The 8115-nt window shown below is 71.6% G+C and carries 8 protein-coding genes; 7 read left to right on the top strand and 1 reads right to left on the bottom strand.

Going from position 1 to position 8115, the window contains the following annotated elements; all coding sequences use genetic code 11:
- The 7 genes from flhF to AB7U92_RS17100 all read left to right on the top strand — a co-directional run.
- Positions 1-1372, top strand: a 1372-nt coding sequence (flhF, locus tag AB7U92_RS17130) for a flagellar biosynthesis protein FlhF (protein ID WP_428579503.1), incomplete at its 5' end; no start/stop codon positions are given.
- Between the two features lie 61 nt (positions 1373-1433).
- Positions 1434-2273: a hypothetical protein gene (locus AB7U92_RS17125; RefSeq protein ID WP_428579500.1), complete on the top strand. Its 840-nt coding sequence runs from the start codon at positions 1434-1436 to the stop codon at positions 2271-2273.
- A 17-nt stretch (positions 2274-2290) separates the two neighbouring features.
- On the top strand, positions 2291-3004 hold the full coding sequence (locus tag AB7U92_RS17120) for an RNA polymerase sigma factor FliA (RefSeq protein WP_428579498.1): 714 nt from the start codon (positions 2291-2293) through the stop codon (positions 3002-3004).
- A 21-nt stretch (positions 3005-3025) separates the two neighbouring features.
- Positions 3026-4384: a methyl-accepting chemotaxis protein gene (locus AB7U92_RS17115; protein WP_428579495.1), complete on the top strand. Its 1359-nt coding sequence runs from the start codon at positions 3026-3028 to the stop codon at positions 4382-4384.
- Between the two features lie 11 nt (positions 4385-4395).
- On the top strand, positions 4396-5127 hold the full coding sequence (locus AB7U92_RS17110; protein WP_428579492.1) for a class I SAM-dependent methyltransferase: 732 nt from the start codon (positions 4396-4398) through the stop codon (positions 5125-5127).
- A 105-nt stretch (positions 5128-5232) separates the two neighbouring features.
- On the top strand, positions 5233-6153 hold the full coding sequence (locus tag AB7U92_RS17105) for a DUF6502 family protein (protein ID WP_428579489.1): 921 nt from the start codon (positions 5233-5235) through the stop codon (positions 6151-6153).
- Positions 6150-7328 carry a DUF5666 domain-containing protein gene (locus tag AB7U92_RS17100; RefSeq protein ID WP_428579486.1) on the top strand — a complete coding sequence of 393 codons (1179 nt, stop codon included), beginning with the start codon at positions 6150-6152 and terminating at the stop codon, positions 7326-7328. Before AB7U92_RS17105 ends, AB7U92_RS17100 begins: the two co-directional genes overlap by 4 nt.
- 13 nt (positions 7329-7341) lie before the next feature.
- Here AB7U92_RS17100 and argH read toward each other — a convergent pair.
- Positions 7342-8115, bottom strand: a 774-nt coding sequence (gene argH, locus AB7U92_RS17095) for an argininosuccinate lyase (protein WP_428579484.1), incomplete at its 5' end; no start/stop codon positions are given.

Below are 8115 nucleotides of genomic sequence, written 5' to 3'. Positions count from 1 at the left end.
GCGCAAGGGCAAGTCTCTCGCCGAGCGCATCGAACCAGAGGCCACGCCGGTCGAGGAAGACGTGCGCAAGCTCTCGATGAGCACGCTGTCGTTCCAGGACTTCGTGCGCGAGCGCATGCTCAAGCGTCGCCAGGAGGCGATGAGCGAGGCCTCGCGCTTCCCCGACGATGCGGTCGACATGCCGATCATCGGTTCGTACACCGAGGTGCCACCGACGCCGCCGGTGCAGGCCGCCTCCGTCGCGCCCGTCCGCGCCGCCATGCCTCCGTCTCCGGCCCGCACGGCCGAGCCGGTGGTGGAGCGCACCAGCCCGCTGCAGGCGCGCATGAGCGGCAGCGCCGTGATGCCCGCCGCCCGGCCCGTGCCCGCCGTGCCGGTGCTGCACGACACGCCGGCCGCCGAGCCCGCCGCGCCGGTGGCCACGCGCCGCGAGCAGGAAGAGATGATCAAGGAGCTTCGCCAGGTCAAGGGCCTGATCGAGGAGCGCTTCGGCGCGCTGGCCTTCATGGAGAAGCTGCAGCGCCAGCCTGCGCAGGCGCGGCTGACCCAGCGCCTGCTCGACTGCGGCTTCTCGCCGGCGCTGATCCGCAAGCTGGCCGAGGCGATGCCGCACGAGGTGACCGACGAGATGAGCTGGGCCGGCTCGGTGCTGGAGCGCAACATCCTCACCGGCGAGGCCGATGGCGCGCTCGAAGACCAGGGCGGCGTCTACGCGATGATCGGCGCCACCGGCGTCGGCAAGACCACCTCCACCGCCAAGATCGCCGCGGCGTTTGCGGCCAAGTATGGCGCCAACAACCTCGGCCTGATCACGCTCGACGCCTACCGGATGGGCGCGCACGAGCAGCTGCGCGCCTACGGCCGCATCCTCGGCGTGCCGGTGCACACCGCGCACGACCGCGCCTCGCTGGAAGACCTGCTGGAGCTGCTGGCGGGCAAGAAGATGGTGCTGATCGACACCGCCGGCATGGCGCAGCGCGACAGCCGCACCCGCGAGCTGCTCGACATGTTGCAGCACCGCGCGATCAAGCGGCTGCTGGTGGTCAACGCCGCCTCGCAGGGCGAGACCATCGAGGACGTGATGATTTCCTATCGCGCCGCCAGCTGCTCGGGTGTGGTGCTGTCCAAGCTCGACGAGGCCGTCAAGCTGGGTCCGGCGCTCGATGCGCTGATCCGCCACAAGCTCAAGGTGGTGGGCGTGGCCAACGGCCAGCGCGTGCCGGAGGACTGGCACCGCCTGTCGGCCAATGCGCTGGTGCACCGCGCGCTGCGCGGCGGCGGCAGCTCGGCCTACAAGCTGGATGCCGGCGACGTCAACCTGATCTTCGCCGCGCCGAGGAGCGGCCTGCTGCACGGCATGGCTGCGCACTGATCGGCGCCGATCGACTCCGCCAGAACGAACAACACAAGACAACCTCCGCTCCCGCCCGACGATGCGCGACTTCGATTCCCGACCCCTGCCGCTGGACCAGGCCGACGGCCTGCGCCGGCTGTTCGCCAGGAACCGCGTGAAGATGGTTCCCGTGGTGTCCAACCCGCACGTGGCCTTTGGCGGCGTGATGCTCGAGCGCCTGTGCGCCGGCTTCACCGAGCTGGGCCTGCACGTGCTGGTGGTCGACGCCTCGGAGCGCGCCAGTGCGCCCTCCGAGCTGGCGGTGATGGACCTGGCCGACGCCATCGAGCCGCTGGCACCGGGCGTGTCGTACCTCGCCGCGCGCGGTCTGCCGATCCGCCACGTGGACGCCACCGGTTCGACCGCACCCTTCCTCACCGCGCTGACCGACGCCGCGCCGCGTGCCGAGGTGATCCTGGTGCACGCACCGGCCAACGAACTCTGCCGCCTGTTCGCGCGCAGCGCCGAGCTGGCGCGCCGCAGCGGCGACGAGTCGGCGCTGGTGCGTCCGCTGCTGCTGGCCGACGACCGGCCAGCCAGCGTGACCCACGCCTACGCCGCGCTGAAGCTGCTGACGCAGCGTGCCGGCCTGGTGGTGCACGACCTGCTGCTCGGCGCCGCGCCGAGCTCGCCGCGCGCCGAGCGCATCGCCATCCAGCTGGCCACCTGCGCGGACGACTTCCTCGGCGCCGTGCTGCGCGACTGGGTGCGCCTCGATCCTGCCACCGATGCCAGCGAGCCGCCGAGCGAGGGCCTGCGCCGCTGGGTGCGCGAGACGCTGCGCCTCGATGCCGCGAGCAGCGCACCGGCCTCGCTGGCCGCGCCGTACTACGTCGACCGCCCGCAGCACGCCGAGCAGGCGCGCCGGGTGATGAACTGACTTCCGGGAGCTGATCGATGTACACCGCCAAGGGCCGCCTCGACCTCGACTCGATGCTCAAGCAGTACAGCCCGCTGGTGCGGCGCCTCGCCCACCAGATGATCGCCAAGCTGCCCGCCAACGTGGAACTCGACGACCTGATCCAGGTCGGCATGATCGGCCTGGCCGATGCCCTCAGCCGCTTCGACGAGGCGCAGGGCGTGCAGTTCGAGACCTTTGCCACCCAGCGCATTCGCGGCGCGATGCTCGACGAACTGCGCGGCAACGACTACCTCTCGCGCGGCACGCGCAAGCAGCAGCGCTCGATCGAGGGCGCGGTGCACAAGTTGGAGCAGAAGCTCGGCCGCGCGCCGGCCGAGAGCGAGATCGCCCGCGAGATGGGCATGAGTCTGACCGAATACCAGGAGCTGCTCGGCAAGGTGCGCGGCACCCAGCTGGTGTACCTGGAGGACATGAGCGGCGACGAGGGTGACAACGACTACCTCGACCGCCACGTGGCCGACGAGCAGGCCAACCCGCTCGCGCAGCTGCAGGACCACCGCATGCGCGAGGCGCTGGTGGAGGCGATCAAGCTCCTGCCCGAGCGCGAGCAGTACGTGATGTCGATGTACTACGAGCACGACATGAACCTCAAGGAGATCGCGGCGGTGCTCAAGGTTACCGAGTCGCGCGTCTGCCAGCTGCACAGCCAGTCGATCGCGCGCCTGCGCGTGAAGCTGCGCGAATACTGATCCCCCATCGGAGAGACCGCCATGCTGAGCCTGCTGCGCCGCCGCGACGGCGCCGACGAACCGACCGACGCTGCGCCGGCCGCCGCCGGCGCCGACGCCGCGACGCTGCACGCCGCGGTGGCCTCCATCGCCGAGCGCGCCAGCTCGATGGGCCGCGAGGCCGCCGAGGTGCGCGGCGTGATCGACGACACGACGAAGGCCGCCCAGCGCAGTGCGCAGGCGGTATCGGCGCTGGCGCAGCGGGTGCAGGAGATCACCAGCGCCCAGAATGCCATCGGCGGCACCACGCGCGAAAGCCTGGCGGCCGTCGACCGGGCGCGTGCCACCGTCGAGGGCGTGGGCCAGGAAGTCTCGGCCATCGTCTCGACGCTGCGCCAGGTGGCCGATGCGGCCAGCGGCATCACCCAGATCGCGCTGCAGACGCGGCTGGTGGCCTTCAACGCCTCGGTCGAGGCCAAGCGCGCCGGCGAGGCCGGCCGAGGCTTCGGCGTGGTGGCTGACGCCGTGAAGGACCTGGCCGGCAAGGTCGAGGCCAGCTCCAAGCAGATCATGAGCACGGTGGCGGAGCTCAACGCCCGCATCGAGTCGCTGGCTTCCGAGATCCGCAGCGAGCCCGGCGCGGCCGAGCAGGGCGCCTTCCACCGCGCGCTGGCCGACGTGCAGGGCGGTGTGGCGCGCATCGCCGAGGCCGCCGACGGCAGTCGCACGATCTGCGCCGACCTCGGCGACCGCATGAACGCGATCGAGACCGAGATGCGCGGCACCGGCGCCGCGCTGGACAGCGCGATGACACGCAGCGAGTCCTTCCTGCGCCTGTCGGAGCAATTGATCGAGACAGTGTCGCAGTGCGGCATCGAGACCGAGGACACGCCCTACATCCAGGCCGCCCAGCAGGCCGCGGCGCAGATCTCGCAGCTGCTCGAGGGCGCGCTGCGCACCGGCGCGGCGACGATGGCCGACCTGTTCGACGAGGCCTACCAGCCCATGCCCGGCAGCAACCCGCCGCAGCACACCACCCGCTTCGTGGCGCTGGCCGACCGCCTGTTTCCTCAGGTGCAGGAGCAGGCGCTCACGCTCAGCTCCAAGGTGGTCTATTGCATCGCGGTCGACCGCAACGGCTACGTGGCCACCCACAACCAGAAGTACTGCCAGCCGCAGCGCGCCGGCGACGTGGTGTGGAACACCGCCAACAGCCGCTGGCGGCGCATCTTCAACGACCGCACCGGCCTCGCCTCGGCGCGCAACCAGCGGCCGTTCCTGCTGCAGACCTACCGGCGCGACATGGGCGGTGGCAACTTCGTGCTGATGAAGGAAGCCGCGGCGCCGATCGTCGTGGCCGGCCGCCACTGGGGCGGCCTGCGGCTGGCCTTCCAGTTCTGACGCCTTCCGCCATGTCCCGCCTGGCCTGGCCGCTGCCGGCCCTGCTGGCCTGGGGGGCTTGCTGGGTGCTGTTCATCGCGCTGTCGCGCCTGGCCGCGCCGCTGCCGGTGGCGCTCACGCTGGCAATCGCGCTCGGTCTCGTGCTCGCGCTACCGCTGGCCACGCGCTGGCGGCGCGTGTTCGTGGCGGCGGGCTTCCCGCTCTCGCTGGCCGCTTCCGGCATGGCGGCCGGGCTGCCGGCCTGGGCCTGGCTGCTCGCGCTGGGCGCACTCGCGCTGATCTACCCGATCAACACCTGGCGCGACGCGCCGATGTTCCCGACGCCGCCGCAGGCCTTGAAGGGCCTCGCCGGGATCGCGCCGCTGCCGGCCGGCGCGCGCGTGCTCGATGCCGGCTGCGGCCTGGGCGACGGCCTGCGCGAACTGCGACGCGAGTACCCGCTCGCGCAGATCTCCGGCGTGGAGTGGAGCTGGCCGCTGCGGCTGGCCTGCGCGCTGCGCTGCCGCTTTGCGCGCGTTTCGCGCGGCGACCTGTGGGCATCGGACTGGTCGCGGCAGGACCTGGTCTATCTGTTCCAGCGCCCCGAGAGCATGCCGCGCGCCCTGGAGAAGGCGCGCCGCGAGCTGAGGCCCGGCACGTGGCTGGCCAGCCTCGAGTTCGAGGCGCCGGGCTTGCGGCCGACCGCAGTGATGCGCGGTGACGGCCGCAAGACGGTCTGGCTGTACCGCGCGCCGTTGCGCTGAGGCGTCATCGCCCCGCGTTCCGGGGGACGCGCCGCGCTGCGCAGGCCATCTGGATGCAATGCGTCACACCGGCGTGGCGCGCCGCCCCGCTAACATGACGAGCCTGTGACCGACACCACGCCCGACATCGCCACGCCCCCCGGCGAACAGCCCGCCCTGCTCGACGCCGTGCGAGCGCTTCTCCAGCCCCTGGCACGGCTGGCCGTGGCGCGCGGTCTCACCCACGCCACCGTCGACGAGATGCTGCGTGCCGCCTTCGTCGAGGTGGCGCATGCGGCCTATCCGCAACTGCTCGAGCACCGCCGTGTCAGCCGCATCAGCGCTGCCACCGGCATCAACCGGCGCGAGGTGACGCGGCTGGTCGAGGCGCGCCAGAGGCAGCCCGAACCGGCCCGCTCCTACCCGAGCGAGATCTTCGCGCGCTGGTCCACCCATTCCGAGTACCTCGACCACGACGGCCGACCGAAGGCGCTGAAGCGACTCGGCGCAGCGCCGAGCTTCGAGACGCTGGCCCAGTCGGTCACGCGCGACATGCATCCGCGCAGCCTGCTGGAGGAACTGATCCGCCTCGGCCTGGCCGAGCACGACGAGGGCACCGACACCGTGTCGCTGAACCGGGCCGCCTTCGTGCCCAAGGGCGACGAGGCGCGCATGGTCGGTTTCATGGGCGCCAATCTCGGCGACCACTTCAATGCCGCGGTCGACAACGTGCTGGCCGTCGGCCACGAGCACTTCGAGCAGGCCATCTACGCCGATGGCCTGTCCGAACCGTCGCTGGCGCAACTTCGCCAACTCGTCACGCAGCACTGGCAGGCGATGACCAACGACCTCGTGCCGCGCATCGAGAAGATGATCGCCGACGACGACGCGGCCGGCATCGGCAGCACTGCCGGCGCCGGCAACCGCATGCGCATCGGCCTGTTCAGCTACCAGGTGCCGGTCGAGCCGCCGGCGCCGCCGGCCAGGGAGCCCGTGGCACGCAAGGCCGCCCCGAGAGCGCGCCGCCGCGAGGGAGACACCGAATGAACCCGACCGACGTGATCCGATCGACCTGGCTGCGCTGGGGCGGTGCGCTGATGCTTGCATTGGCGGCCGTGGTGGCCGGCTGCGGCGGCAGCGTCGGTGTCGGCGGCACGGGCTCGTATGCCTCGGCGCCGATCGAGGGCTTCGGCTCGATCTACGTCGGCGGCATCAAGTACGACGACAGCACCGCCAGCGTGGTCGACGAGGATGGCGCGCCGAGCTCGCGCGGCGCGCTGGGCCTGGGCATGACGGTCGAGGTCGAAGGCGGCGCGATCGGCGGCACCGAGGCCGAGCCCACCGCCGTGGCCAACCGCATCCGCACGGTCAGCGAGATCGTCGGCCCGGCTTCCGCCGTCGATGCGCCCGCCGGCACGCTGGTCGTGTTCGACCAGACCGTCGTCGTCGATGCCTTCACGGTGTTCGACGCGTCGTTCGCCAACGGCCTGGCGGGCGTGCCCGTCGGCTCGAATGTCGAAGTGTTCGGCAGCTTCGACGCGGCCGCCTCGCGCTTCCTGGCCACCCGCATCGCGCCGCGCGCCGGCACGCTGGCCGCCTACAAGGTGCGCGGCCCGGTGAACGAACTGGACACCACGGCGCGCACCTTCCGCATCGGCACGGCGCTGTTCTCGTACGACGGCGCCCCGCCGCTGCTGGCCGAAGGCGCCTACCTGCGCGTGCAGACGCAGACCCAGGCGGTGGCCGGCCGCTGGCCAGTGAGCAGCGTCGACGCCGGCGTGCGCCCGCTGCCCGACCTCGACCGCATCAAGCTGCGCGGCGCGATCACGCGCTACGCGAGCGATGCCGACTTCGACCTCAACGGCCAGCGCGTCGACGCGCGCACGGCCAGCTTCATCGGCCGGCCCGGCGACCTCGCCCTCGGCAAGGTGGTGGTGGTCGACGGCGCTTCGGCCGGCGGCGTGCTCGTCGCCAGCAAGGTTCGCCTGGACGAGCGCGGCGGTTCGCAGGGCAGCGTGACCTTGCAGGGTGCGATCGGGACGCTGGACACGTCAGCGCAGACCTTCGTGCTGCGCGGTTCCACCGTCGAGTACGGCGGCAACGGCGTGCAGTTCGACGGCGGCGACGAGGACGATCTCGCCAACGGCCGCGCCGTGACGGTGCGTGGCAACCCGACGGCCGGCGGCACGCGCATCACGGCGCGCCGCATCACCTTCAACTGAGCCGAGGAGCGGCTCAGGCGAGCCGCGCGCGGTGCCGCGCCACCTGGGCGCGCACCTGCTCGGGCGCGGTGCCGCCGAGCACCTTGCGCGCGTCCAGCGAGCCGCGCAGCGTGAGCACCGCGAACACGTCTTCGCCGATCGCCGGGTGGAAGCCCTGCAGGGTGGCCAGCGGCAGCTCCGACAGGTCCACGCCCTGCTGGATCGCCACCTTCACCGCGTGCGCCACGGCTTCGTGCGCGTCGCGGAAGGGCAGGCCCTTCTTCACCAGGTAGTCGGCGAGATCCGTCGCGGTGGCGTAGCCGCGCCGCGCGGCGCGTTCCATCGCCTCGGGCTTGACGACGATGCCGCCGACCATCTCGCAGAAGATGCGCAGCGTGTCGCGCAGCGTGTCGACGGTGTCGAACAGCGGTTCCTTGTCTTCCTGGTTGTCCTTGTTGTAGGCCAGCGGCTGGCCCTTCATCAGGGTCAGCAGGCCCATCAAGTGGCCGACCACGCGCCCGGTCTTGCCTCGCGCGAGTTCGGGCACGTCGGGGTTCTTCTTCTGCGGCATGATCGATGAGCCGGTGCAGAAGCGGTCGGCCAGGTCGATGAAGCCGAAGTTCTGGCTCATCCACAGCACCAGCTCCTCGCTGAAGCGGCTGACGTGCACCATGCACAGTGAGGCCGCGGCGGTGAACTCGATGGCGAAGTCGCGGTCGCTCACGGCGTCGAGGCTGTTCTGGCAGACGCTGGGCTTGCCATCGTCATCCACCATGCCCAGCGCCCGGGCCACGCGCTCGCGATCGAG

The organism is Piscinibacter sp. (genome assembly GCF_050175855.1).
Classification (GTDB): Bacteria; Pseudomonadota; Gammaproteobacteria; order Burkholderiales; family Burkholderiaceae_C; genus Piscinibacter.
Note: the sequence above shows the minus strand (reverse complement) of the source record. Positions and strands in the feature narration are given on the sequence as shown.